Raw genomic sequence first — 27,000 nt, 5'->3', positions numbered from 1 at the left:
TTGTAAAGGAATCTCCAATTTTTTATCAAAGAGAGTACGTGATTACAAAATAGCTGTAATAATGTACCAATATTTGTTATTCTATAATCTTCCAATTACTCCCGTTCTTTTCAAGTACCAAATCAAATTGAGATACCTGCGTTGCTTTGGTCTGCTGGTCGATATACTCCACTGTCAGCGATACCGTGACTTGATTATCCTTACGATTGTGAATAGGATTTACCAGTTCTTGAAAGATGTACTCTTTTCCGATTGGTTTTAATATCCCGTCATTCACATAGTAGGAAAGTTCACTGGCTGTCGCTGTAGGATAGAGCTTGAAGAACGTCGTTAAAAACTCATTGATTTCATTGGTTGTAATGGAATCAACCGTCCCCTCACTTTCAATGGCTTTTGGTTTATAACTTGATTTCTTAGGTATGTTGGTAATGGTCGGATTCTTAACCAGTACCATATTTCCAGAACCATCTACATAGACACTCACTATATAAGCAGAGTGGACGGTCTTTGTATTTTCTCCCTCTGTAATGAGCTGGTCTACACTGTAGGTTACATTAAACTCATTGTCGCCAGTTGGCTCTACCGTCCATATCTGAAATCCTCTTACAGAAGACGATACAGGAATATCTTTGCGTACTGTATCAACATTGAGAGCTTGAAGTTCATCTGTCAGATAGCCTTTTAGACTTTCCATTCGATTATCAATGGACTTATCGGATTGCTCCCATGAATAGTAGACTTTCGCAAAGTTCTCTACAAAATTTTCTACATGATGAGTATCAACGTATTCCTTTTCTATGATAGTTGTTTCGTGAATAGTATGAGTATCTATAGCTGTAAAGTGCTTGAATATCGCAAAGCTGAAACTAAGCCCTAAAAGTACCCACAAGGCAATCACAACCTTTTTATGAGGATTGACCTTATAGTAGACACGAGGTTTCTTTTCCTTTGGTATCTGTTTTTCTTTATTCTGATTTTTTCTAAATTTCATCATTAAATCTTCCTTTCTCATTGTTTGATTCGTCCTGCTCCCACTAAATGCTGTTGCCAGTAGGGGCTTGTTAAGTCGGCATAACCGATTGGGTCGCCTGCATGAAACATACGGTTATTGCCAAGGTATATCCCAACATGAGTAATATAAGAGCCAGCGTTATAGGTAGAATGAAAGAAAACCAAATCGCCAGCTTGTGCTTCCGATAGTGGGATATGCTGGGTCACATCATATTGCTGTTGTGCGGTTCGTGGTAAGTTAATTCCAGCTTTTCCATACGTCCATTGTGTCAGTCCGCTACAATCAAAAGAAGTAGTCGGGGAAGCTCCACCGTAAACGTATCGCCAGCCCTCATATTTCAGTGCTTCGTCCATGATGGCTTGTACCGTATCATCATCAAACTCTGTTGTGACAAGATACTGCGTTACCAGTTGCACATAAAACATATTGCCATAGTTGTATCGCCAGCCCCCATTGATAGGTATGGCTATGGGATTGGGGTAAGACACTTTTTCGCCACCTGAATACTCTTTTGAGAAACTTTGAGCCAGTTCAAAGGTATATTTATTTCCACGATTAGCCACATACCCTAAGAAACCACCACCATAATTGTAGGATTGGATAACCGATTCTAAATCTACACTGAGCCTTTCGCTACTGGCTAATAATTCACTGAAATACTTCACACCTTGCTTAATGGATTCTTCTGTACTCAATGAATTAGGTGGAAGACCGAGGGATTCCGAGGACTGCATAACATCTTCCGCAGTACCGCCCGATTCCACCTGTATAATCGCAAGAAGTATGTTGACATATTCTTCAACGCCATATTCTTTGGCATATTTTTCTACCATAGGCTTATGAGCCAGCACTTCTGCGGAAACATTCACACCTCCATAATGAATATTGGAAATTCCGCTGTCCTGTTCATCTGAAAATAAAATGGCAACAAACAGAAGCAGTGAGAAGACCATCAAGAATAATCCAGAACCACCAATCACTAAAGTTTTCAACTTCATGGTTTCTTACCGACTTTCTTAATGGTGGCGGTTTTGATTGGTGGTCTACTTCTTGTATTTTGTAGTGGTACTCTTTGAACAGTAGACGGACGTTCTTTTGTGATTGGACGTTGTGAAGTTCTATCTGCTGTAGTGGTTGAAGTTGCTGGCTTTTGAACGGTTTTTTCTTGAACGGTATTGCCTTGGCGTTCCACTTTTGGACTTGAAAAATCGGACTTAACTGCTGGACGCTCTTGTTTGGCTTGTTGAGATTCCTTATATGAAGTCTGAATATTAGACTGTTTTGAGGTCTGTTCATCATGATATTGTTCTTGTCTTGTAGTCGGTCTTTCATGAACAGAAGAAGCAGGCTGTTTTTTCTGTTTGACCTGTTCCATTTCAGAGCGACGCTTCGCAATGGTTTTTCGCCTTTGTTCCTGCTGTTCCTTGCGTCCACTGGCTCTGTCCGCTTTGGTTTGAGAAATACTACTGGTTAAATCACGGACATTCTCTTTTACTTTGGATTTTCCTTGATATACTGCATATCTTGCATTGGTCGGCAAATCTTTAACCTGTTCTTTCAAACCACTAGCAGTGTCTACCATTCTGTCTTTGGTATCAGCTACTGTACCGATGGTTTGACCGATACGTTTTCCAAGTGTTGATTTTTCCTTTCCGTCTGGTCGGGAGTGATCTGCTTGTGTCCTTGCAGAACTCCCCGAACCCGACTGTCCTTTTTTACCTGTAACAATGGCAGACCCAGCCCCTAGAGTAGTCATGGAACGTCCAAGTTTCCGCTGTAGACGGTGCATGTGAGCGTGCATAAGCATACGAGGTTTTCTCATCACACGACTTCCCACACTTTGAGAATCGTTACTCTGTAGAGAAAACATACTCATTAAATCGCCCAGCTTGAAGTAGATTCCTGCAAAGGTCACAATCTGTAGAAAAGCAATCAAAAAGAACGGATAACCAGCCGATAAGGTATAGAGCATGGTTGAAATACTAAATGCTGTCGTAATAATCAATGTGATTCCAGCTCGTGTCAAAATGGTATTAAAGAGCTTTGTTATGGCTCGTTTTGACATACCATCAAATGATGGAATCATGCTTAAAATAAAGCTCACAGGCAGAAACATAGCATAGATGATAAAAAGTACCTGCGAGAAAATCATGATTCCTGTTAATAGGAATACAAATATGGAAATCCCAATATTGAAGACAAATAGGAAGAAGACTGTACCTAAACGGTTAATGGTCTTTGTAATGGTTAGATTGGTATTGCTTCTGTCTTCAATTTCTTCCGCAACAATTTTTTCTCTGTCTTCGCCATTGTTGGAATCTGGGCTGGTGGAGAGCAGGCTTTCCACACGGTCAATACCGATACTTTCAATGTCTGAACTGTTGTATTGAAGCAGTAGCCACGGTTGCTGAACCTGTATGGAAAACAGGCTATCTCTGATTAAGTCCACGCTGTCCTTGCCTTGACTATCGGAATGGGGCATGACAATCTTCGTGCCAAGTGATAAACTGGCATTACTGATGTCTGATGAAAAGTCATTGATTTTTTTAATGTAGTCGGGAGCGTAGGCAATAAAGGAAGCCGATAGGATAAACACCAGCACAAAATTCATAATGGCATGAATTGCCTTTGTGGTTTCTCTCTTTATCAGTCCCGTATAGGCAACATAAACCCCAAGAACCAAAATCAAGAGTAAGAGGAATCCAACATAGAAACCCTCTGTTGAAAATCCGTTTGCACTCACACCAGCTAAGGTCTGCATATTCTTACCAATGGAATCTGCTGTAGCGGAAATGAAGTCTAAGGAATAGGCTTCCTGTACTAAGTAACCTGTCGCATTGGAAACATACAAACTGATTGTCCAAATAAAATTGGTAATGGCATATAGTCCATACATGACCTGTTTTCCAATCCCGTCCGACCAGTTCCACGGAAGCCAGCCCCAGCTATTATCCACATAAAAATCCAGTTGATAGTTTTCAAGTGGGTATCGGCTGTATTCATTTGCCACATTGACCGTATCATCTACCAAGCCCGCAGCTTGAACCACCGTTCCCAGCATGGCTAAAAGAAAAATGGCAATCACAAGTGTGAAAGCCACTGTCATTGCCACTTTACCTAGACGTTTCAGCGTCCAGTTTGATTTTATTCTGTTTACTATTGATGGTTTCACATTTACACCTCTTTTCGCACAGGTGGTCTGGTATCAAAGGCATGGAGCAGTTCTTCAAATACAGGGTGGAACTGTATCACACCGACACGACCATATAAATCACTGATAAGGCATTGCCCGTTTTCCAAATCACGCAATCGCTTCTGATTGTTTTCGTCCTCTGGGTCTACACCAAAAAAGGCTAAGGTCTTTTTAATCTCGTTAAGGTCAGTGGAACGAAATGCAAATTTTAAGCCGAGGTTATTTTTCAGTTTTTCATCTAAGAGGTCGTCTGTATTTTGGGTCACGAAATATACCCCAGCGTTCATAGCACGACCAGCCCGAACCAGCTTCATAGATAGTGTTTTTCCTTGTGCTACCTGTAAAAAGCTCCATGCTTCGTCTAAATCTACAATCTTGAAAATGCTTCGGTCTGTATGGATAAAGTCTAAAGCAAAGGTACTAATGACAATCAGCATAGCAACGGATAAAAGCTCCATAGTGGTATATTCCTCAAAGGAAGTTTCCTTGTCGGGAAGTACCAAGTCCGCAACCTGTATAATGTTCAGTTGTTTTTCTAAGCTGATAGACTGCTCCACATAACCATTACTGAATAATAAATGTGCAAAGTCATAGTCTGTAAAACTTTCGATATGGTCGGCTATACTGGTACTTAGTGGCGTATTCTCAACCCGTAATTCCTCAATCACTTTCATCAACCCTCGTACTTCACTATTGGTTACTGCACGAATGGCTTTTCTAAGGATTGGGAAGCGTTCCCCATCACGAGAGGAAATCCCCGTAAGGAATGTCAGAATATCAATAGCCAGTGATTCAGAATCTTTGGGATTTTTCATAATCACATAAGGGTCAAGTAAGCCTTTGTTTTTCTCATCAGAAGTCAGAGTGACGATATTGATTTCATGGGAAATCTCTGGCAAGGTTTCTTTCCATCTGCCACGTTCTGCTTTTGGGTCTACAATCACTGCTTGTGCCCCATAAAGCACCGCATAATAGACGATAAGGTTATTCGCAAAGGATTTACCACCACCCAGCGAACCAACAAAAGCCGACGCTAACGCATTGGTTACTGAACCCTTAACCCCTTGACTGGCAAGAGCAGGTTTCAGATAGACATTGCGTCCAGTATCTAAGCTGTAGCCAACATAAATCCCCTCATTTTCCCCCAGCATTTGAGTAGCACCAAAACCTAAACCAGCGAGGAAATCAGAGGTCACGTATTGAATATAATCATTCATATAACGCTTGCTGGCAGGTAAAAATTCTTCATGTAAGCCGAGCATATCCCCAAATGGTCGTACCAGTTTTACGCTTAAATCGTCATAAAAATCTTTCACTTCATTACAACGACGTTTGAGTTCGTCAAGATCATTTGCTGATACCCTTACCACATAAGACAGCTTGTACATAGATTCCTTGCTTTGGTCTAAATTGGTTTCCAGCTCATTCACACTTTCCAGAGCTTCCGCCACATTGGAGCTGGTTTCATTATCACTTTGCCAAGCGTGGTTATCCAAGTCTTTCAGTTCTTTCTTTTTATTGCGGACAGTAGATAGGGCTTTACGATTCGCTACAATTTCCACATTCATTGACGTATCAATCGGGAATGTAAATTGCTGTTGCTGGTAGTAGAAGATTTCAGAGGACGGGAAGTCCAGTTCTCCGACAATGCTGTTAATGGTAAAGTAAGCTACATAGACGGTTTCATCTTCCTGCTGGATTTTCAAATATCGCTGTTTTTCTTCCACCAAACAGCGAGTAGGCTTAATCAAGTCATAGTATTTAATCAGCGTTTCATTATCCAGCTTTTTCTTTGATAGATGGTACTCATACTCTTCATAGGCAGTGCCTGTCTGTCCGTAAAGGTGTTCAATCAGATAGCCGAAGTCGTCCTTATCTAACCTGCGGATTTTGAAACGACGAGAGATTTTATTTTCTAAGAGCTTTTCCATCTTCTGAAAACGCAGGATTTCATCATTACTCATACTAACAAAATCGCCCATCAGCTTATGGTTCACATCATAGACAAAATCAGACAAAGCATTTTTTGCTTCAACGGTAAGACTTTTCATAGAAAACTCCTGATCGTTGAGAAGCAACTTAAAGCCGATAAAGAAACGGTAGTTCACTTGATTTTCGCCAATCATGGATATTAAAGCGTCTGTCTGTTGGTCGATTTTGTCATAGGCAACCGCTTTGAGCTTGCCAGTGACTTCATTTTTGGAACGCTCTTGTGCAGAACGTATGCTGGATTCTGTACTGATTTGTAAAGCATGAATTTTGCCATCACGATTTTGTGCGATAAGCTGTCTGAAAGAATCATGCACTTGTATTTTCTGTTCTGGACTTAGAAATGAGTAATTGTAAGGAACAAGCTCATAGTAAGCATAACATTCCCCGTCTTTATTCCAGACGAGATTGTTTTCAATGTATTTAATTGGATATGCCATAAAATTCACTCCTAACTGCTGTAATGGCTTCTTGTGGCTGGTTTCTGCCAAGCGTTACTTTTTTTCCTGCATAGGTCAGCTTTGGTCGCAGTGCATAAGCAATGACAGACTTCAAAAATCCATAAGGCTTTTTACCATCAAAAGTTTTTGTAGACATAAACCATGTGAAAGCCACAGGAATCCCAAAGTATTTGAGAAATGCTCCCTCTATCATGGAAAGAGGGGGCAAGTTGCCAAGTATCATCACTGCAAAGAGTGACACGACAAACCATGTCATTTGCGTAAAGGTTATGGGAAACGGAAGTCTAAAATCATTGATAGAATACAGTACCTTTTCCACAGACCAGATACTGGTATAGCTTCGTATTTTCTTCATGTAATCAATCCTTTCATAAAAAATAGGGGTAGCTGATTGAGCCACCCCGTAAAATAGAAAATCTGCCAGTAGTAATGTACCGACAGATTTAATAGACGATTTCAAAAATCCCATGATTGGTTGAGATAAACGTTCCTGAAAGGTCTAAATCCCGACCATAGGCTTGATAATCAATATAGTTTTGAAGACTAGCTGGTACTTCGCCTAAAGCACCCGTTTCTTCAATGTAGTAGCGTGCCACGTCATACATATCATCACAATCGGAATGAATGATAATATCCTCTTGATGTTCGCTTAGTTCTTCAATGCTTGAAAAATGAGTGAGCAGAGCAGATAGCTCCGATTGTAATTCTTCGGGTAATTCCGATACCATTTCCCATAGTCGATTGAGTTCGCCAATGGAAGTGTATTCGTCAACCGTAAAGGGTAACTCGTAGTCATGAATGGCGTATTCCTCATATTCATCATTCAAGCCGATTTTCTCTTTGACTTCCTCAAAGTCAATGGGAAAGGTAAACCACGCACCGACCAATTCGCCCTCATTGTATTTGCCTAAATTCGCAATATAGACTTGCATATCGTCCATATATTCACGTCCTTTCTTTGTAGAGATTCAAAAATCCCTACCGCACTTCGTTTGGTGTACCATTCCTTTGCGGAACATAAGAAAACCACTTATATTCCACAAAAGAACGGTTTTATTTAAGCACCAATAATGCGATTGAATAGCTCTAGTAAAATGTCTTTTACTCCAGCAGCGTTGAAGACTAAGCCAACCGCAATAATCGCAATAATTAAAAAGCCAATCAGTTTGCTAAACTCACGCTTGAAGCCAAGATACAAGCCAATCACAACGATTGCTAAAAGCACCAGTGATTGAGCGTTTGATAGAAACCAGTTATAAAGGTTTTGTCCAAAATTCATAAAAATGTTCTCCTCTCTATATTCAATGAATTTGTATTTGAGTTATTTTTTTGTTGTTATCACGTCCTGTTCTTTTACTGACTGTTGCTTCAAAATCTGCTTGTGTCGGTCTGTCAGTTTCGCATGGTCGAGAATGTCTTTTACAACCTGCGTCTGGTTGATTTCATCAAGTTTAATCGCAACCTTTAAGGTCGGGGCAACTTGATGAGATAGCCAGTTCAGCGTCCTTTGGAAGGAGTAAGGCTCTGGTTTTGTGGTTAGTTTTAATCGTTCACGATTGTTCCCAATAAACCAAGCCCATTCTTCATTCAGTTTCCAATCAGAACGAGGTTTGGAATCGTCTTTATCTACAAAACGGATATACCGATTGATAATTTTAAAGGCGGTATGCTCTGGATTGTCATAGACGAGTAAATCACGGACTGCATAATAGGCACGCTCATTTTTCAATCGAATCTCAAAACGGTTTTTTACTTCTGCGTCTTCAATGGGAATATCATTTTTCTTGTACTGCTCGTAGTCCTTTTCATAGATACAGAAATAAACTTCACTTTGTAATGAACCGATATAGAGGGTGTTTCCCATACATTCCTTTTCCTCTTTGCGTACCAGTTCGCCACTGCGATAGCTTTTAAAACTGCGGAAGACGGAGATACATTCTTCCTGTTGGCACTTTTCAGTGAGTACAGGGATATTCAAAATCCCTGTCTTATCGTTAATGGCAAGGTCAAGGCGTTTCATCACACCGCCAGCCACCAAAACGTCCATAAAGAACTCATACCAGCTTCTTTGTTGTGCCAGAAGATAGCTTTCAAATTGTCTGCACCCACGACCTTTCAATTCCACCAGAACTCCTTTGTCCAGTTCATGGGAGCAAAGGACGAATATGTCGCCTAAAGCATAATGCTCTGAATAAGAATAGAAACCATAGTCCTCATGAAGAAAATAGGACAGTTTCAGTTGTAAGATGTTTTCGACCACCTGCTGTACGTCTGTTGTCGGAAAGCGAATCCTTACATAATCAAACAGCATTTCAAGGGGAGCGTCGGGATTGAAGCGTTCCAGAGCTTCCCAAAGGGACTGCTGTAAATCCTCTGATGGCTTGACTTTTCCTGTTTCAATATCGCTTAGATACTGCCTTGTAATACCAGTCGCAACAGCTAAACGGTTTTGAGATAGTCCATAAGCCAAGCGTTTTTCTTTTAAATGCTGTAACCAAGTTTGTTCATTCAGTAAAAATCCCTCCAATCAAAAAGGCGTATGTCAACTTTTAAAGCCCATTTGACATACGCTGAAATTTTGTAAATCCCTTGTAACCAAAGGATTTTCTAATGTTTTTTTGACTGTTTCCTGTCGATTTGTACCCCCCTGTTAGATACGGGGGGTTAAGTGCTGGCGTGGCTATTGCCACACCAGCCAGCAAGATCAGTCCACACCTGCGACTTCCGCTTCGCACGTCGCCTGCGTGGACTGTCTGCTGTTGGATAACTTTTTAATTTCCTCCAAGAAATCATATCCTTTTGGTACAAGGGGAGTATAAAACTCTGATATGACACTTGTTCCTACATCAACATAGCCACGACCTTTGATTCGCTTTAAGAAGAAATCCTTTTGTACGTCACTGCCAAACATCATGCCATAGCCCATTTCAGACATACGACCTAAAGCCACTCTGAAATTAAACTGATCACGGATTCCGTCGCCTAAATATTTTGCGTCTGGACGTTGACAAGCCAGTATTAGAAAGAAGCCAGCTTGACGACCTAACATGACAATCTGTTTCAGCTTATTCATAACTGCGGTGTTTTCTTTTGTTCCCAGCATTTCCATGAAAGCGACGTATTCATCAAAGATTAAGAAGTGTGCCGGGAGACCTAAGTAAGCATAATTTTTGCCAGTCTTATAGTTCTTCATCTGCTTCATTTCCTCACTACGTTTCATCATTTCTTCATAGAATGTTTCAATGCAAGAAAGCAAGTCTTCTTTTCTATAGTAGACATTTGCCATCACAGAACCTAAGTCCGCAAGGTCAGCATTTTTCGGGTCAAGAATATACAGTTTTGAATCTGTATGAAGCAAGGCTTCAATCAGTGTCAGTATAAAGTAAGTTTTACCGCCACCTGTACCACCAGCAATCAACATATGAGGGAGCTTATCATATTCCCACCATACGTTTTTCATTAAGCGAAGTTTACCATCTTTAGCTTCTACTTCATCAATAGAAATACGACTGGCTATGGTGTCATAGAGCAAAGTATATTCCACATAGGAATCCTTTAACTCTTTATCCGTCAGCTCACAGTACAAGCCACTCTCTAATTTCTTTTCCAAGTGTAAGAGTTGGTCTTGATATTTTCCCAGCGTGATTTCCACCCGTATCTGTATCAAGCCATTTTTAAGTCGATAATACATTTTAGGGAAGTAGGTTATCTTTTCCTTTGTACGACCAGCACTATCTTTAAAGAAACCCTCTGTTTTGACCTGTTCAGATTCATACCACTTGTTTTCAAGTATCATCTTTGCCAGTTTTTGACGGTGGTAAAGTTGTTTAACCGTATCATAGCGAACCCGTTTGAATACAAACGCTACCAGCAAGCAGATAAGAATTGCGACACTGAAACTGATAATTAAATAGGGAATGTCAATCTTATCTGCTTGTGATAGGTTAAAATCCTGCCAGTTGATCTGCTGGATTGTCTTCACATGAAACAGTCCGACAACCAGCAGGAAAACAGGCAGGAGTGACGCTATCGTAAAATGAAAGACTAAATCTTTACCAGATGGGCGAATCCTTTTACCACGCTGTTTCATGCGAAAAAGTCTCCTTTCTACCTAGCGACTATTTGTCTTGTGTCGGTTCTTTCTTTGCTTGTGGTTGAGCTTTGAATGAACTAGAATCCTTTGTCAGCACAATATCGTCTGCCTTGATATACCAGTCAACATCTGCTCCTTGATAGGTGGCAGTAGCAACGGTGTCCGCAATGGGATTGATAAGTTCCACCCGTGCGTTATAATCAAACTCTTTCAAAGGCACGCTGGCAGGAATACTTACTTGAATCATGCGTCCTTGTCCTTTGGATTTTAAGTCATAGGTACGTTCCTTGATTTCATCTGAAACCGACCCGTCTTCATTTTGGATTCTCACTTCACGACGTAGAGCAGAGAATTTCAATTCTCCAAAAGTCGTGTCTTTATCTAATACAATGCCATTTGCTAATCTCATCATTTTTCCTCTCTTTCTTTATTCTTTTATCATGTCGTCAGCATGTAAAAGGTAATTTGTAAAACCACGAGTGCCGATTTTGTAGCCCTCTGCGGTAATACGTGGATTGACTAACTTCACACGTTCCTCAAAGCCGAAATGTTTTTCGCCAGCTTCAGCAGGAAGCACCACCACAATATCATCTGCTCTTTGAACATCAGAATAGAGATTATAGCTTCTTGATAAGACAGTTAGCCGTCCGTTGATTCTTCGCTGAACGACTTTATCCTCGCCAGCAAATTCTAAATTGCCGAATGTTTTTTCCATGTTGGGAATCACAAATTTAAGTTCCATATTTTTACCTATCCTTTCTTTTTTATTGGCTGAATGAATGTTTGATGGTCTTAAAGAGTGGGGAACGACCTTTTGATTCTTGATTTTTTGTTTTCATAAGTTCACTTCCTTTCAAAATCGGGTAAAAAAAAAGACACCTCATTTTTTGAAGTGTCTACCTATTAAATATTCAAATTTTATTGGAAGTATCTTTATATCTTCACTTTTCAAGGATAAATCGTCGTATCAAAGCTCATTCATAAGTAGTAAATTAGTAGTAAATTGAGTGGTTTTGACCTTGATAAAGTGTGATAAGTCCAGTTTTTATGCGGATAACTAGATTTTTATGCTATTTTTCTTTGAAAAAACCTTCATTTCTAAGATAAAATAAAGGCTTTGTGGGAGGTATTAGCGAATGACTGTGAAAGCATGTGTGGCTAATGGGTTAGGAGGTTGCGCTGCTTTCCATGTTTGGTAGTCCGAAAAACTCTTGATTGGTGTTTTTACTCACTTTCTATTTACTACCACCTACTAGTGAAAAATGCACCTATGGTTTTAATAATTGCATAGAGGAATGCTTTTTTCGTGTTCTGGAATCTGTTTTATAAATGTAATAATTCGAAATTAAAAGAAATAATATGACAATGATAATCCAAGCCAAGATAAGCATGATTTTCCTCCTCTAAAAAGCCAGTTACACCTTGAGTTTAACGAAGATAGTTCCCCATAACTACCCCTAACTCTATTTTCTACATACAAATATAATACCCTTTATAACACGTCTATGGCTCCTTCTTTTGAATATGAGAGGGATAAAATTATTAGGATTTAATCGTGAAAAATCACCTAAACAAAAAGCAAAACGTTATCTTCACTAAAAAACCAGCAAACGCTGGCTTTTTCGTCTATTTAATCATCTAGAGTTCTGATAGGAAAATAATAATAGTAATTTATATAGGAAAAGGAAAAATTCGCTCTAGATTTTTAAAGTACATCTTAATTAGCGACGCTGTCTCAATTCACCAGTTTTGGCATCGCAGAAAAGGCGTTTACCACCAACATAGACATAACGTCCTTTCACTTGACGACCTGAACCGTCGAAGTAAAGTTGTTTGCCATTGATGACCTGTTTCCCAGTCACTGCTTGACCTGCTGCGTTAAAGTAATACCAGCAACCACGGCCAGCTTCGACAAAGCGGTTCACCACTTGCTCACCAGTGTGGGCATCAAAGTAGCATTTCTTACCTTGGACAGTGAGCAATTTACCTTTGACTTGAGCACCGTTGCTACCAAAGTAGTAAACTTTATTGTTAATGTTTTGAAGACCTGTTACTTTGTGACCATCTTGGTTAAGGTAAGCCCATTGGTTAGCCGCGATTTGAATGAATTGGTTGATGACTGCTTGGCCAGTAACGGCATCATAATAGCGTCCTTCAGCCCAGCCACCTTTTAATTGGCTATGGTCTTTATTGAAGTAATAGAGTTTACCATCAATCACTTTTGCACCTTGAACGAGGCAACCAAAAGCATCCGCATAATACCAGTTGTTATTTTCAAAGATAAAGCGTGAAACAGCCATTTCACCTGTTTGAGCTGAAATGTAGTATTGCTTGTTGCCTTGTTGCATCATCTGACCTTTGATTTGACGGCCTTCTGAGTCAAAGCAGTATTCTTTACCATTGATGATACGTTTTCCTGTCACAGCGTAACCATGTTCATCTAGGTAGTACCAAGCTTGGTTTTCTTTATTTTGAACAAAGGTATTTACAGCCATATTACCAGTATCAGGGATGAAGTAACGGATACGGCCATCTGAGAAGCGAATAAACTTGTCTTTAGCTTGGATACCTGTTTGTGTATCAAAGTAGAAGGTTGTGCCACCCATTTCAATGAGACCAGTAGCCATGTGACCATAACAGTCGAAATAGCGGACATCCTTACGATAACCTGCAAAATCGTAGAAACCGTTGATAGCTTTCACACCATTCTTATCGTAGTAATAAGTGTAGCCATCGCTACCTTTAACAAGTGAGTCACGAGCTTGGAGACCATTTTCAAGGAAGTAATAAGCCTTTCCATCGATAACCTTTTCGCCTTTGACCTTTTGACCATATTGATCGTAATAATACCATTGATTTTCGCCTACACGTACAAATGATGACTTGGCATTGTTCGAATCAACACTTGGTTTAGTCTCGCCTGAGATGATTTGGTAACCTGAGTTATTTTGTTGATTTCCTTGTGAAATGATAGTGACATTAGCATTTGAACCATTTGAATGACCTACTGTCACGTTTGGAAACAGTTTATTTGAATTCGAAACGATAGTCACATTTGGCGTTGTTCCTGAAGCCGTGATGGTAATTGTCGTGTTTCGACCACCATTCCAATGAATGCCGTTTGAGTCAGACGAACTTGTCGTAATTGTCGCAAAACCGCTAGCTGACGATGATGAAGACCATGATGATGAAGACGAGTAAGAATACCAAGCTGAGCTTGACGAACTTGACGCACTAGCACTTACTGATGCTGAGCTGCTACTTGATTGGTAAGCAGAACCCGTTTGTGATGAATTAGAGTTTTGTGTTCCTACTACTTGAGAAGATTGTGACGAACTCACTTGACCAGCTCCGCCACCTACCACAGTCTGTGATGAGCCTCCTGTTGAGGCAGATGATGAAGACTCGTAGCTTGAGTTTGTTTGACTGCCATAGTTAGATGACACTGCTGACAAATGGCCAGCGTCTTCTTTCAAGGTTGGCGAATAGCTTTCATTAATCAATGAAGCACTTGACTCAATGCCTGCATCTGTTTGTTCAAAACCGTCACCATTAGGAAGTGACACTTCATCTGCTTGTGCAGATTGGTCTGCTAAGAGAGCACCACCCGCAAGTGCAACCATCGACAGCGTACTAACTCCGATAGTCACCCAGTTTTTCTTGACCTTGTGCAACTTAAATCCAACTTTCTTTTCCATAACATACACCTTTCAATATAACTTTATTTCTCTATACTATGTTAAGGGATTTTGGAAGCGAATACAATTACAGATGCATAAGCCTAGTCTCATAAGACTAACCTTCTACCCATAATCCATTTGAAAAAACAAGCCTAAGATATATACCTATAGCCTTTATATGTTAGAAAACGTTACCAAAAAAACGTTCGGATTTTCTTAAATCGACACAGAAATTCCGATGTTTAGCCGTTTTAGCTCCTCCATCATTAGAGGACTGAGTATAGTTTAAAGCGAAAGTAAGCAGTTTATTGACGATTCTATTAATCAAACTCATTGTTTGCTTACAATCCACTAGCCATTTCGAGGGAAAATGATAAAAGAAAAGTACTTGAAGGAAAATACTTCAAGTACTTAAAAGTTTTGAAATTATGTGGAAAACTACTGATTTTCAATCTATAAGCTTCTGGGATAGTCCCAAAAATACATTTTTTCTGCCTACTTATCGTTTTCTGACCCAAGCTCCAATATTGGCATCATAGTAACGGCGTTGGCCTTTAACCCAGACGTAACGGCCTTTGACCTGACGGCCAGAAGCGTCAAAGTAGAGGTGTTGGCCGTTGATGACTTGTTCACCAGTTACGGCTTGGCCTGAGGCGTTAAAGTAATACCAAACACCACGAGAAATTTGGATAAAGCGATTGGTTACGGCTTCACCACTATTGGCATCAAAGTAGTATTTCTTACCTCTGTAAGTCAGAAGTTTCCCTTTAGCTTGGACACCGTTGCCTTCAAAGTAGTAAAGTTTACCATTGATATGCTGGAGACCGACTACCTTTTGACCATTTTGGTTGAGGTAAGCCCATTGGTTGGCACCGACTTGGACAAAGCGGTTGGTTACGGCCTGACCTGAGTCACCATCATAGTAACGGCCGTTAGCCCAGGCACCCTTGACTTGGCTATAATCATTGTTGAAATAGTAGTGATTACCATTGATAACTTGAGCGCCTTTAACCAGCTTACCATTGCCATCGACATAGTACCACTTGTTGTTTTCCGTCACAAAGCGTGAACGAGCAATTTCACCGCTATCGCCATCAAGGAAGTAACGTTGGTTATTGATAGTGACAAAGTGTCCCTTAACCTGACGTCCTTCATTGTCAAAGTAATACTGCTTACCGTTAATCGTTTGAAGACCTGTCACGGCATAACCGTTGCTATCGAGGAAATACCAAGCCTTGTTTTCAGGATTTTGCGCAAAACGGTTGACTGCGAGATTTCCTGTATCTGGAATGAAGTAACGCGTGCGACCGTCCGCAAAGCGGATGAACTTGTCTTTGGCTTGAATACCTGTCTTTTCATCGAAATAGAAGGTTGTGCCATACATGTCGTGGAGGCCACGATACATTTGACCGTTGCCATCAAAATAGCGAACATCTTGGCGAGGACCCGCAAAGTCGTAGAATCCATTGAAGGCCTGAACTCCTTTAGGATCGTAGTAATAGACGTGACCATCACTGCCTTGGCGAAGGACATGACGTAGCTGGAGACCATTGTCTAGGAAGAAGTATTTCTTACCATCAATGACCTGTTCACCTGTGACCATGTTACCGTTCTTATCAAAGTAATACCACTGGTTGGCACCGATTTGAATGAAGGTATTCTTAGCAAGGTAGCCACTCGTTGAGAGGTATTGGACCTTATCTCCAACCCTACGGAAACCAGTTGCTGTGATTTCAGTCATTTGTTTCGGAAGGAAGGTTTGACCTGCTTTCAGGTTGAAGTATTGGTTTGTTGCGTTGTCTTGCAAGACATAGCGAGCCCCTGTACCTTGGATATTGCTTCCATTGAAATACTTGGCTGACCATTGCGTGATTTTCTCATTGGTTGTCAATTTACGGCCGTTTGAAATCTGCACGCGCTCAAAGATAGCTGGGTATTTTGCCTTCAATTCATCAAGGAAGGCACCACCGTACTTGCCTTGGAAGTCATTTCCAAAGGTACGTGTTTTAGCTGCATAGAGACTATTGTAGATTTCGGCATTTGGACGTGGTGTGCCGTAGCTGTTGGTACGTGAAGCTGTTACCACTTCTTTTCCAGGAAGGTTGTAAATTTGATCTGGAACCCAGTCAGCAATGGCTGAGATACCTTCTGCGTGAAGGGCACGAAGGGCATCCATGAGGTCTTTGAGTGAACCGTATTTGTTGTTCTTACTCATGGCAATATCGTAACGGTCCTCGAAGGCGTAGCCGTTTTCAATGATAGAATCCAAGAAAGTGCCGTCTTGGCTAGACACGTACTGTGGCGCAAATTCAAAGGAAGTGATTCCCCACTCTTTGAAGCGTTTGGCATTTTGAGCAATGACACGGTTGGTGTACTGACTTGGTGTCTTAACGAAATCTTGGAAGTTTGAGAAGCCTTCGTAAATGACTTGTGAATCAAGAGCTGCTGATGATTCAAAGACCTGCTCACCCTTCTTAGTTGTCGAAGCCTTGGTGCGGGCATCTTGGTTTTCAGAAGCACCTACTGGCACCCAAACTGCCAAATAACCTGAAACTTCAACGGTTGAATGACCAGCAATATCGTCTGCTGTGAAAGTCAAGTTCCCTTGATTGTCCGTATAGCGAACCAATCCAGCTGGCACATCAGAATCCTTGAGGTAGGTCGCAAGACCTGTCGATTTGCTGAGAAGTAATGGACGGTAAGCCTGATTTTTGTGGGCAGCTCCCATATTGACCACCAAATGATCATTTGCTCCCAACTTCATATCTGGACGGTTGGCTGTAAGGACGAGCATTCCTTGGTTGCGTGTTTCGGCAGTACCAAGCTGGTTGGCTTCTTCTGCTCCTTTACCATAACGCACAGATGACATGATTTCATAGCCATTAAGCTTAGTAACCTTCATGTCTTGACCACCTGCTACATATTTGATGCGAGCACGGAGCAGGGCATCGATGGCATTATAGTATGGTGATTTTTCAGCCATGTATTGGCCATCGTCGGTAAAGAGATCACCGTAGTAAACACGAGTGATACTATCCTTGTTGGTCAACATTGTGGCATAGGCAGCTGGGATATTGTACTGGGTGTACTTTTTATCAGCCTTGCGCATGTCCGCATTGTAGATTTCGAAGGCCTGTTTGAGCTCATCCATAGTGAAGGTGAAACCATCTGTTTTTGGATTAATCTGCTTGCTGATGATATTGGCCAAAACAGCTTGCACTTCACTATCATGGGCACGCACGAAAATATAATTGGCATCACGTGGCGTGTGTTTCTGCTCACTTGAACGGTTGTTAAGAGAATTAGTAATGACACGTTCCAAGCTACCACGGTAATTGCTCTTACGCAAGAAAGTCGTCAAAAGCGTTTCACGTAGTGGATTGTCGATGGACAACTGAGCACCCTTGGTATCCTTGTTGTATTGATGGTCGTTGTATGACCAAGCTTCAAGGATTGACAAGTGGGCAATAGCGTTGGCTTCATTGTCAGCCACACGGTATTTTTCCTTGAAGTAGTCAGAAGCAATCTGCAAGAGGTCCGCATCCACATTGTCCACCGCATCGATACGAACACCGTCAAAGTTGGCACTTGGATCATTGCCAAGGATAGAACCAATATTCATGATGTAGTGGAGCCAGTTTAGTTGCTCAGCCTGAACAGCTGGGTTAGAGTTGTCGATATCGTTAGCCAAGAGCAACTCGTAGCCACCATTTGAACGGTCAATATGGTATTTGCGTATCCCCGTTTGGTTAGTCGGTGTGCGGTTCATGAGGCGGAAGTCTGAATTGGCATGACTAGTCGTACTATTATTGAGGAAGGTCAGAGCGCCTCCTTGCAAGTGGTCTTTACCAACTAAGAGATTGTCCTCACTCTCAGAGTTCCAGCCAGGCTGTGTTTTGATGAAATCTGACATCAACTGGCGAAGCCAAATGGTATTGCCCTCACGACCAATACGTTCCTCAATTCCTCGTTGAACCGTTTCGGCAGCAGCTGCCAAGTCATAGCTCATCATGTCGGTCGTATAGGTCTTATTACCAAACCCTTGTTGACTCATATAGTTGAGGTAGTTAACCTGTGTCACCTTGTCTGGCCACCAAGTCATCAAAAGGGGACGATAATCTTTCTCAGTTGAAGCTGTCCAATTTTTTCCATCCTTCAAAATCTGTTTTGGACGGTACCAGCTATCAGCCGTCAAGAAATTGTCCAAGTGTTCAAAACTCTTGCTTGACGTGTCGTAGGCCTGGTTATAAACCGCATAGATAGAGTTATTTGGAATGGCATCGGCACGATACAAAGGTTTACTTTGATCTACCATAGCCCCAGTCTCATCGAAATAATAAAGGCGACCATCAAGTTCAATGGCTGTGTTCTTTTTCACAACGCCATTTTCAACATAATACTGCTTGCCATCAATCGTCTTCAAGTTAGAAGCTACTGGCTTATAGTCAAGACTTGGCTGACTTGGTTGGACTGGCTTGTTAGGTTGAGACGGTTGACTTGGTTGAACAGGTTTGTCTGGTTGATTTGGCTGCGTTACAATGGTCACATTTGGTCTTGTGCCATTTGGACTTGTCACCGTCACGTTTGGCTTAGGCGTGTTTGGCCCTGTGATAATGGTTATATTTGGAGTCGTACCGCTGGCCGTAATCGTGATGTTAGTGTTGCGGTTAGCATTGATACGAATAGTACTATCAGCAGCGCGTGTTGCGATTGATGGCGCTGCATTAGTCAAGACTCTAGGTCTTACTTGTTCTGTCACACTTGGAGTAGACTGAGCACTTGTTTGCACAGCTACTTGAGTTGATGTCTGACCTTGTGACACCTGTTCAGTAGTCTGTGTCTCTTGGCCACTGGATTGAGTTTGCGAAGAAACTGCCACTTCTTGACCGATAACTTGACTACTTTGCGCTTGAGCAGTTGCCTCTTGGCTGACTGCACTTGTCGTCGCCTGAGAGCTTGTTTCGTGGCTTACGCTGGCTGTTACTACTGCTGCAACACTTGCTTGAGCACTAGCTTGCTCAGTAACAGTTGTGGTCGTCACTAGACTGGCAGTGCCATCCTCACTCAGCTGTTGCAGGCCATCACCATTTGGCGTGCTTGTCTCATCAGCCTCTACCTTACCTTGAGCTAGGAGGCTTCCACCTGCCAAGGCAACCATTGAGAGAGTGGTCACCCCGATAGTTACCCAGTTTTTCTTAACCTTGTGTAGTTTAAAACGTACCTTATTTTCCATCTATATCAATCATCCTTTTTCTGTTGTTGACTCTACTCTATGATATATTCAGACAAATTACAAATAGGAAAAAATCATCTTCTTTTCATAAATCTCTGCCACACGCTCAGTTATATTAACTTTGATCACTGAAAATGAGACCTTACACCGCATGTAAGGTCTTAAATAGAGAGTTTTCGATTCTAAAACACCTTCAACCGCTTATCTTCAAAGGCTTTTGAAGATTAAAGCAAGCTTCAATTAACCTTAAGAGATAGCAAAACTATGAGAGAAGTAGCCCCTAAAAAGACAATTCTGAAAAGAAAATTTTAGATAGAAAGACTCTATTTTTTCATCTGACTAAGATCGTGGTCTGTCTATGAGGAACAAAAATTAAAAATATAAATGATTTACACAGGTGAATTCTTATTTGACTAACGAAACTAAATATAGAATCTTTTATGTCAGTTCTTTAACATTTTTGATAATTCCGTTAGTTTCTGTTGTTTATTCTTAAAAAAGGATTATAATGAAGCTAGGTGAACATGTAAGCGTTTTAATTTTGCTTTAAAGGACACTTGGGGGATTATCTAAAAGATTGACATTAGTTACCTAATGCCTAAATAAGGATTATAGTAGGTTAACCATTCCTGAGTCACTTTGAACCATCAAACTAGGGCTCATAAAAAGAATACAGCATCATTTCAAACTAGAGCTCTAGAGGGGACGCCTCATACTAGTAAGCTCTAGTTTTTTGTGTCTTTGAAGCCCAAAATAAACGAGATCTTCCATGCTTAGAAAGGAGGAAAATTCCGAACGGCTCTCGTTTTTCTAGAATCATTTCGTCAGAACTCATGTTTGCCTTGAACAGTCTCGTAATACCGAAATTGAGGAGACTTGGAGAAATAAGGATTGTCATAAAAAGATTAACTTACATCGCTAGGGACTCTACCCAATGCTCACTTTTCATAAACTCTCATGACAGCCCTTATTTTGCAGTATGTAAAAAGTTTAAAATGAAAGGAGAATTACCATGGAAAAGAAAGTACATTTTAAACTTCACAAAGTTAAAAAACATTGGGTAACTATTGCAGTGACAGGACTTGCTCTGGGATTGAGTTTTGCAGGCCTCAGCTACGCTTCAGCTGAAGAACAACCTACACCTGTTAATGAAGCAACTGTTGAAGCCATCATCAAAGAAGGTGCTATTGACGTTGAGGCTCCAGCAAGTAATGAAGCCACAACTAAACCTGTAGAAAACACAGCTGCTACCGCTTCGAGCGAGGTTGCCACTATGTCAGAAACACCAGTAGCTAGCTCTGAAGTGGCTTCAACAGAAATTGTTTCTGAAAAACCAAGCTCTGAAGTGACAAGTACAGCTAGTTCAGAAACTACGCATTCTGAGGTAAGTACAACGACTAGTGAAAGTATTTCACACGAAAATAAAAGCACTTCATTAACTACTGATAGTACAAACACAACTGAAAATAATATCACTGGCGGTCACTACTACAGTGATGAACAGGGGAATTGGTACTATGAAGATGCTAATGGGAAAAAACTTACTGGAGACCAAACGATTGATAACGTAAGAGTCTCCTTCTGGGAGGACGGAAAACAAATTAAAGGACCACAAATCGTAAATCACAAACTATACCGTATAAGATGCACTATTATGACCCTAACACCGGAGCTAGAGTTAGAAAAGAAGGTCTCGTTCAAGATAAAGAAGGAAGAACCTTTTTTATCAATAATGACGGTTCTAAATATACAGGAACTCGTATGATTGATGGTAATCTTTATTATTTCGAAATCAACTCTGGTGTCATGCAAAAAGGAATCAGCATAGAGCTAGAAGATGGAAAGACTCTTCCAACTTCTAATAAATATGGAACGCCCACAAACATTACCCGTCGTTACTATTTTGACTCAGAAACCGGTCAGTTAGTAAAAAAACAAACAATTAAAGAAAATGGTAAATGGTACTACTACGGTGATGATGGAAATGCTATTCGTCCTAAAGATGGGGAAACCCTTATTAATGGACAAATCGTCTATCTCTACTCAAACGGCCGTCAAGCTAAAGGAGAACTTGTTCTTGATAATGGGGTCCTCCGTTACTATGATCCTGATTCTGGAGCTCGTGTTGTAAATACAAGCCTAACGATCAATGGGATGACTTATAACTTTGATGAAAATGGAATTGGTAAAGATGCTCCAAACCCTAACGGCTACTATAGCGATGAACAGGGTAACTGGTATTATAAGAATGCAAGCGGAGAAAACCTTATCGGTTCCCAAATCATTAAAGGACAAAGAGTATTCTTCCGGGATAATGGACAACAAGTCAAGGGGGCCTTAATAGATATATATAATGACCTTAAAGGTTACTACGATGTCAATACAGGAAATCTCGTAACCAATCGTTACGTTGAAGTTAATGGTAATTGGTACTATGTTGATAAATTCGGCAGCCCACTAAAAGGAGCCTACATTATTGATGGACAAGATGTTATGTTCGATCCCCATAATGGTAAACAGATTAAAGGAGGATTTGTAAGAGATCCGAAGTTTATCTCCAAATATTATTACATGCCTAAGTACTACTATGATAAAGACAATGGTTGCAAAGTAACCCATGCAGGCTTTGTTAATGAAAATGATTCAACCTACTACCTTGATGATAAAGGACAAATAGTTCTTGGGCTTCAGGAAATTAATGGCGATTTCTATTACTTCCGTCCAGAAAATACGTATAAACACTATGACATTGGAGAAATGTTACGAGATCGTTTTATCTATGAAAATAATAAGGTCTATTATGTTGATTATAGTGGTAAAATCTTGAAAAATCGCTTTTTCGAACGTAATGGAACTGGAACTTGGTATTATTTTACAAAAGATGGTACAGCTGCAACAGGAGAAGTTGAAATTAATGGTCAAAAACTATACTTTGATAATCCTTGGGGTTTTCAGACCAAAGGAAGGGTTGCTCAAAACGGTAAATTCTATGACAAAGACTCTGGTGAACTAGTGACCAACACTTTTAAAGAAGTATTGACTTCCGTTGGTAGTACCATAAATGGCGAAATTTTATATGCAAAGGACTGGTATTACCTTGATAGGGAAGGCCGACCACTAAAAGGACCTCAAACACTTGATTATGTCAAAATGTACTTCTTCCCTAATGGAGCACAGGTTAAGGGACGTTTTGCTCCTGATGGACACTACTATGATAAGGATACTGGTGCACTTGTAACAAACCGTTACGTCCATATCTATAACTGGAAATTTCAAGATAAATACGGTAATCCTGTCGATAACTTTTTTATCAAGTACCCACATAATTTTATTTTTGGTCTCAATGATAACACAATACCAGTAGACATTAGTCACTACCCACTTTCAAGCAAAGACTTCGATTGTGAGGACTATTTCTACTACGTTGATGTCAATGGTGATAAAGTTACCGGTGAACAAACCATTGACAATGTCCCAGTCTACTTCCACAGTAACGGTAAACAAGCCAAGGGTGAACTAGTCACCGTTGATGGTAAAATCCACTACTACGATGCCAACTCAGGTGCCCGTTTGTCAAACATTGACATTACTATTAAAGGGCAAACCTATCATTTTGATGCGGATGGAAACGGAACACTCATTAGTTAATGAAGTTATAGAGACTCCTTCTAAATAATGACAGTTTAAAATGAAAGGAGAATTATCATGGAAAAGAAAGTACATTTTAAACTTCACAAAGTTAAAAAACATTGGGTAACTATTGCAGTGACAGGACTGGCTTTGGGATTAAGTTTTGCTGGCCTTAACTATGCTTCAGCTGAAGAACAGCCTACCCCTGTAAATGAAGCGACTGTTGAAGCCATCATCAAAGAAGGTGCTGTTGACGTTGAGGCTCCAGCGACTAATGAAGCCACAGCTAAACCTGCAGAAAACACAACTACTACCGCTTCGAGCGAAGCAACCACAGTATCAGAAGCACCAGTGGCCAGCTCTGAAGTTGCTTCAACAGAAACAGTCTCTGAAAAACCAAGCTCTGAAGTCACAAGCACAGCTAGTTCAGAAGTAGCTAATTCTGAAACTACACATTCTGAGGTAAGTGCAACAAATATACCTACAAACAACGAAAACCTCATCATAAGTGCTTCTCCCGATAAAACAACTTTAGATACCTCACAAAAATATGGTGATTTCACCATCACTGTTGAAGCGGAAGGTATCACAAAAAAGACAGATAAAAGAGAGAGTTTCGTTTCAGATGCAAATGGTGTTACCTATTATGTAGATTCAAAAGGGCAGCTGGTTACCGGACCAAAAGTAATCAACGGTTTCCAATATTACTTTAACGATGACGGCACTATGGTAAAAGGGCAGCTTAGGAAAGTTGACGACAAACTGCACTTTTATGATGAAAACGATGGCAAGCTAGTAACAGACCGTTTTATTACATTCAAAGACAACCACTATATTCCAGAAGAAAACTATAGTAAAGTTGTTTACTTCAATGAACCTGCTTATATCGAACCAAACTATTATGTAATGCCTGGACTAGAACGTTACTATTTCGATAAAAATGGTAACACTCTTAAGAAAGGTCGTCAGACAATTTTAGGTGATGACTATTACATCTATGACAATGGCCAAGTTGCTGTTCATAGACTAATGGAATTAGATCACAAACGCTACTACTTTGATGACAAAGGGGCCTTAGCCAAAAACAAACAATTTCCTATCATCGAAAAGGGTCTTCGGAAGTCTATGCCATATGTATTTTATTCAGACCACGATGGGGTGGCTGATTATCTCAATAAACAACTAAACATTGTGACTTATCCGTTCCCAATTTACTATACTCTTCCTTCAGAAAATAATATAGAATATCCAAAAAATCAATTTATGATGGACTACGAAGGTCGTTGGTATTACTTCAACAAAGACGGATTTCCTGTCACTGGACCTAAAACTATTGATGGCTTTGAACTCTACTTCCATGAATCATCTCGCCCAGAAGGACATCAAGCTAAAGGTGAATTCATTAATATTGATAATAAAATCTACTACTTTGACAAAGACAATGGCCGTAAAGTCAAGGATACATCTTTTGAGTTAAACGGTATCCATTATATCGCAGATAAAGAGGGTAACATTACTATCCAAGGTGATTCTAGATTCCATAACCAATATGTCAGCGATGATAAAGGCAACTGGTATTACTACAACTCCGATGGCAATAAACTCATTGGCGAACAAACCATTGATAACGTCAAAGTTTACTTTAAGGACAGTGGAGTCCAAGTTAAAGGACACTTCGCTCCGAATGGACATTTCTATGACAAGGATAGTGGTGAACTTGTTACCAATGCTTATGTAGAAGACAATGGAAACTGGTACTATGTCGATGAAAATGGTCAAAAACTCATTGGAAACCAAATTGTTGATAGTTATCATGTTTGTTTTCACAGTGATGGTCGTCAACTAAAAGGTGAGGCTAGCTACTCAAATTCAGGTCTACCAAAACATTACTATGATTTGCATAATGGACAAATGGTTATCAACTCTCTTATTCAAATCGATGGTAAGACCTATAAAGCTGATAATGAAGGTAAACTCTCTGAAGTACCATATGCTTTAAACTATCGTAACCAAATTGTTACCGACGAATTTGAAAACAGCTATTATTATGACTACCAAGGAATGATGGTCAAAAATCAATATGTTACTATCTATCACCTAGAGAATGACTATCTTAACCCTAAAATTAGAAAAGTCACCTATTATGCAGGATATGACGGAAAATTCCTTCACGGTCCCCAAACAATAAATGGTGTTGCTACTTATTTCAATGCCTATGGTGAACAAATCAAAGACCAGTTCGCAGACGATGGTTACTATTATGATAAAGATACCGGTGCTCGTGTTAATTTAGGCGTCAACCGATCAGTTATGATAAATGGTAAATGGTATCATCTTGACCAAAACGGAAAGCAATCTAAAGGAGAGTTTATTAAACAAGGAGACAACAAATACTACTACGATAAAAATAATGGTGAGCGTGTCATTGGAACACTTTTTGAAGTGAACGATAAACTTTATATTTCAGATCAAGAAGGTATCATTACTGAAAAGAAAGATGATATCAAAAAAAATGGACTGTTCTATGATGACTACCACAATATCCATTATATGAATGATAATGGTCATCTAGCTAGGAGCTTATACGTCCCTTCTGACCACAATGGATTTAGCGATGAGATAAAGCCGTTTTACTATTTTGGTTCCGAAGGAATAGCATTAAAAGGGGAACATACTATTAATGGTGAAACTGTATTCTTCGATGAAAATGGAGAGCAAGTAAAAGGAGGTTTCGCAAAAAACGGTAAATATTACGATAAACATACAGGTAACTTAGCAAGAAATACTTTCAGAGAGCGTACTGTAAGAATCGCTCGTGAATGGCGTGCTAATGGTATCTCAACTACATTCCGCTACTACCTAGATAATAGTGGCTACAAGGTGTCAGGTTATCAGATTATTAACGGTGAGAACTACTACTTCTACCCTGATGGACCACAGTTAAAAGGGGATTTCGCACCAGATGATAGATATCACGATAAAGACACCGGAGGCTTAGTCACAAAACGTTATGTTCAAATAAAACCTTGGCATTTTATCACCGACCTAGGTAATGACCCTATCGACCATAATTATGTTCAAGTATTTCAATTCGATAGATACCCTAGTCTAGCAGACACCTCAACTGGTGCAATTACTAGATATTTTGGTAAAAAATATTCTGATAGTTGGTACTACGTCGATGAAAATAGTCAAAAGGTAACTGGGCACAAAACTATCGATAATGTTAAGGTTTACTTTGATAAAGATGGTAAACAAGCAAAAGGTATTGTTGCTGATGATGGTTATTACTATGACAAGAATAGTGGTGAACTTGTTGACTTAGGACGTGACAAATTCGTTGACATTGACGGTTATCGTTACTATGTTGGTAGTGATGGTAAATGTTATAAGGGTGAACAAAAGATTGGAGATGATTACTACTATTTTCACGATGATGGTAGACTAGGCTACGATGAATTGCGAACAATTTGGGCGGGAAATGACTACTACTACCATTATTATTACCCAAAAACTGGAAAACGTGCTAAAAATGTTGACATAACTTTTAATCACTCAATTCGTTACAAGGTGAAAGCTGAGCTTGTTCATTTCGATGAAAACGGAGATGGAAGGGTTATTAAATATATTTACGAATAATATTTATTTCACACATCTAATTCCAATTTGTCTTTCAATGAAAGGAGAATTATCATGGAAAAGAAAGTAC

15 protein-coding genes and 1 pseudogene are annotated in these 27,000 nt (G+C 40.1%); 2 read left to right on the top strand and 14 right to left on the bottom strand.

The features are described from left to right. Positions 1 to 76: 76 nt before the first annotated feature. The 14 genes from HMPREF2607_RS07755 to HMPREF2607_RS07695 form a co-directional block, all read right to left on the bottom strand. Positions 77 to 1,012 (bottom strand): conjugal transfer protein, encoded by a 936-nt coding sequence (locus HMPREF2607_RS07755; RefSeq protein ID WP_001224320.1) that lies wholly within the window; start codon positions 1,010 to 1,012, stop codon positions 77 to 79. Continuing rightward, positions 1,009 to 2,010 (bottom strand): bifunctional lytic transglycosylase/C40 family peptidase, encoded by a 1,002-nt coding sequence (locus HMPREF2607_RS07750; protein ID WP_000769868.1) that lies wholly within the window; start codon positions 2,008 to 2,010, stop codon positions 1,009 to 1,011. Before HMPREF2607_RS07750 ends, HMPREF2607_RS07755 begins: the two co-directional genes overlap by 4 nt. Then, entirely contained in the window at positions 2,007 to 4,184 is a 2,178-nt protein-coding gene (locus HMPREF2607_RS07745; protein WP_000804748.1) for a CD3337/EF1877 family mobilome membrane protein, read from the bottom strand. Before HMPREF2607_RS07745 ends, HMPREF2607_RS07750 begins: the two co-directional genes overlap by 4 nt. Positions 4,185 to 4,186: 2 nt before the next feature. Then, entirely contained in the window at positions 4,187 to 6,634 is a 2,448-nt protein-coding gene (locus HMPREF2607_RS07740) for a conjugal transfer ATPase TcpF (protein WP_000331160.1), read from the bottom strand. After that, positions 6,618 to 7,010: a conjugal transfer protein gene (locus HMPREF2607_RS07735; RefSeq protein ID WP_000723888.1), complete on the bottom strand. Its 393-nt coding sequence runs from the start codon at positions 7,008 to 7,010 to the stop codon at positions 6,618 to 6,620. The genes HMPREF2607_RS07740 and HMPREF2607_RS07735 overlap by 17 nt, the downstream gene beginning before the upstream one ends. An 88-nt stretch (positions 7,011 to 7,098) precedes the next feature. Beyond that, positions 7,099 to 7,596: an antirestriction protein ArdA gene (locus HMPREF2607_RS07730; protein ID WP_000342539.1), complete on the bottom strand. Its 498-nt coding sequence runs from the start codon at positions 7,594 to 7,596 to the stop codon at positions 7,099 to 7,101. A 116-nt stretch (positions 7,597 to 7,712) separates the two neighbouring features. Continuing rightward, positions 7,713 to 7,934, bottom strand: a complete 222-nt coding sequence (locus tag HMPREF2607_RS07725; RefSeq protein ID WP_001009056.1) for a hypothetical protein — start codon at positions 7,932 to 7,934, stop codon at positions 7,713 to 7,715. A 42-nt stretch (positions 7,935 to 7,976) separates the two neighbouring features. Continuing rightward, positions 7,977 to 9,182, bottom strand: coding sequence for a MobT family relaxase (mobT, locus tag HMPREF2607_RS07720; protein WP_000398284.1), 1,206 nt, complete (start codon positions 9,180 to 9,182; stop codon positions 7,977 to 7,979). 22 nt (positions 9,183 to 9,204) lie between these two features. Then, the gene (locus HMPREF2607_RS10245) at positions 9,205 to 9,357 is read right to left on the bottom strand and encodes a hypothetical protein (RefSeq protein ID WP_000879507.1); all 153 of its coding nucleotides are present in this window, start codon (positions 9,355 to 9,357) and stop codon (positions 9,205 to 9,207) included. 2 nt (positions 9,358 to 9,359) lie between these two features. Continuing rightward, positions 9,360 to 10,745, bottom strand: coding sequence for an FtsK/SpoIIIE domain-containing protein (locus tag HMPREF2607_RS07715; protein ID WP_000813488.1), 1,386 nt, complete (start codon positions 10,743 to 10,745; stop codon positions 9,360 to 9,362). Between the two features lie 28 nt (positions 10,746 to 10,773). Next, positions 10,774 to 11,160, bottom strand: a complete 387-nt coding sequence (locus HMPREF2607_RS07710; RefSeq protein ID WP_000985015.1) for a YdcP family protein — start codon at positions 11,158 to 11,160, stop codon at positions 10,774 to 10,776. Between the two features lie 15 nt (positions 11,161 to 11,175). Beyond that, complete coding sequence (locus tag HMPREF2607_RS07705; protein ID WP_000420682.1) at positions 11,176 to 11,490, bottom strand: YdcP family protein; 315 nt, start codon at positions 11,488 to 11,490, stop codon at positions 11,176 to 11,178. A 979-nt stretch (positions 11,491 to 12,469) separates the two neighbouring features. Continuing rightward, a complete protein-coding gene (locus tag HMPREF2607_RS07700) occupies positions 12,470 to 14,446 on the bottom strand; it encodes a KxYKxGKxW signal peptide domain-containing protein (protein WP_049545415.1) in 1,977 nt (658 codons plus the stop codon). 481 nt (positions 14,447 to 14,927) lie between these two features. Further along, entirely contained in the window at positions 14,928 to 19,661 is a 4,734-nt protein-coding gene (locus tag HMPREF2607_RS07695) for a glycoside hydrolase family 70 protein (protein WP_070476585.1), read from the bottom strand. A 1,012-nt stretch (positions 19,662 to 20,673) separates the two neighbouring features. Here HMPREF2607_RS07695 and HMPREF2607_RS07690 point away from each other — a divergent pair. Both HMPREF2607_RS07690 and HMPREF2607_RS07685 read left to right on the top strand, forming a co-directional pair. Next, a pseudogene (locus HMPREF2607_RS07690) lies at positions 20,674 to 23,309 on the top strand (KxYKxGKxW signal peptide domain-containing protein). A 57-nt stretch (positions 23,310 to 23,366) separates the two neighbouring features. After that, on the top strand, positions 23,367 to 26,930 hold the full coding sequence (locus HMPREF2607_RS07685; protein WP_070476583.1) for a KxYKxGKxW signal peptide domain-containing protein: 3,564 nt from the start codon (positions 23,367 to 23,369) through the stop codon (positions 26,928 to 26,930). Positions 26,931 to 27,000 lie beyond the last annotated feature (70 nt).

Origin of the sequence: Streptococcus sp. HMSC078H03 (assembly GCF_001808655.1) — a bacterium.
GTDB lineage: Bacteria > Bacillota > Bacilli > Lactobacillales > Streptococcaceae > Streptococcus > Streptococcus salivarius_G.
Note: the sequence above shows the minus strand (reverse complement) of the source record. Positions and strands in the feature narration are given on the sequence as shown.